At 36.6% G+C, this 1,603-nt stretch carries 2 protein-coding genes, 1 rRNA gene and 1 pseudogene; 2 read left to right on the top strand and 2 right to left on the bottom strand.

All coding sequences use genetic code 11. From position 1 onward, the window contains the following. Together rrf and FTU42_RS15070 are read left to right on the top strand one after the other, a co-directional pair. Positions 1-108 (top strand): 5S ribosomal RNA (gene rrf / locus FTU42_RS14710); the annotation flags it as partial. A gap of 736 nt (positions 109-844) precedes the next feature. After that, entirely contained in the window at positions 845-1,003 is a 159-nt protein-coding gene (locus FTU42_RS15070) for a transposase (protein ID WP_373686740.1), read from the top strand. A 48-nt stretch (positions 1,004-1,051) separates the two neighbouring features. Here the strand turns inward: FTU42_RS15070 and FTU42_RS14700 are convergent, their stop codons facing one another. Both FTU42_RS14700 and FTU42_RS14695 read right to left on the bottom strand, forming a co-directional pair. Beyond that, a complete protein-coding gene (locus FTU42_RS14700; RefSeq protein WP_257225603.1) occupies positions 1,052-1,366 on the bottom strand; it encodes a roadblock/LC7 domain-containing protein in 315 nt (104 codons plus the stop codon). Positions 1,367-1,432: 66 nt separating this feature from the next. Next, positions 1,433-1,603 (bottom strand): annotated as a pseudogene (locus tag FTU42_RS14695) (IS5/IS1182 family transposase); the annotation flags it as partial.

Below are 1,603 nucleotides of genomic sequence, written 5' to 3'. Positions count from 1 at the left end.
ACAATAGCAAGAGTGAACCACCTGATCCCTTCCCGAACTCAGAAGTGAAACCTCTTTGCGCTGATGGTAGTGTGGGGTTACCCATGTGAGAGTAAGTCATCGCCAGCTCATTATTCGAAACACCCTCTGCTTATGCAGGGGGTGTTTTTTTGTGTGCATTGAAAATAATTAAGTTATTATTTAAATCTCAAGCTTTTCAAAAAATGATTGAGATATGCTCAAGTTTAGCTATTAAGATAGTTAGAATAGGACTAAGTGCTAGGTCTTTATTTAATAAATCCTGTGATAGCTTTCTTAGGTGTTACTGGCATGATTTAGATATTAGAATAGAAATTGTTAGAGTAATTGATAAAGATAACCAATTATTTGCTGAGAGCAGTTAGGTATCGTTCAGATATTCATTAGCGAGTGAGTCTTTTCATAACATTTGGTGATTTCAGCGTCGTGGATATTCGTTTTAGTCGTTGGCCTAAAGCAGGTGTGTGGCAGAGAGTCTTTGAAGTGCTGTCACATGACAGTGACAATGAATAGCCATGTTCGACTCCACCATTGTGCTCATCAACACAGCGCTGGGGAAGAAATCAGGCGATCGGACGGAGGAAAGATAACTTAAGCACCAAAATGCGTGCTCATAATGATGTCTTAGGCAATCCAATAAAATTTTATCTTACTGTTGCTGGGCAAGTTCATGATTTAAATGGTGCTGATATATTGCTGGACTTATTATTCAGTCAAACTTAGCCCATAGATAAACCCTAAAAGTCTAAAGATCGAATAATTGTTCCAATCCATAAAATTAATGTTTAAGGCGTGATACCCTCTAAAAATAACGCTATGAGTCAAGGTGATTATAAACCGATATTTTTATAAAGCACGATATTTGATCGGGAACTTTTTTGCCAAGCTCAAGCAGTATCGTGTTATTACCATACGCTATCATAAATTAGTTCAAAACTTTTTGTCAGCAATTTATCTTGCCTCAACAATAATTTGGCTTAATTGATGACAGATCATAGTTTCGTAAATATAAATAGGATATAGCATTTAAAACCTAAATTTTAATTTTATATGCTGCAATATCAGTGCTAGCTTTTTTGGTTGCGTACAGTAGCTGACCCAGTAAAACTTCTTTGGAAGAAAGAATGACTATAAGCATTGGAAAATTAGGATGTTGAATAGATGCCATAACAGCCTTACCATTATCTGCATCTAGTGTTATGCTCTGGCATCCTGTGAAATTAATTTCATTCATAAATGCATGAATCATAGCCAGAATTGAACTACTTACAGCTGCAAGTTTTCCATGATTTTCAACATCCTTTTTATGCACTGACGCAAGTTCAAAACCATCTGAAGAGCAGAGCATAACTAAATTGACTTGGCTTTGTTGCACAAAGATTTGAAATGCAAAGCGCCCCTAATTGAGCCAAATTTAAGGCGTAACTTGGGTAAGTGGTCGACCTAATTCCGTAAATATGTTAAGGACTGCTACACGTGCATGGATCTCATTCACTTGGCTATCAAAACTCCTTGCACTGAGTTTATCTCCTAATAATTTGATGCAATGCATCTTAGTTTCAACCAAACTTCGACGATGATAACC

Origin of the sequence: Acinetobacter sp. YH12102 (assembly GCF_013419125.1) — a bacterium.
In the GTDB taxonomy this organism is placed as follows: domain Bacteria; phylum Pseudomonadota; class Gammaproteobacteria; order Pseudomonadales; family Moraxellaceae; genus Acinetobacter; species Acinetobacter pseudolwoffii.
This window is presented reverse-complemented; position numbering and strand designations above follow the sequence as displayed.

Excerpts from the sequence above, each read along its gene's own strand:
- FTU42_RS14700 (WP_257225603.1), bottom strand. The coding sequence starts at position 1,366 with ATGCTCTGCTCTTCAGATGGTTTTGAACTTGCGTCAGTGCATAAAAAG.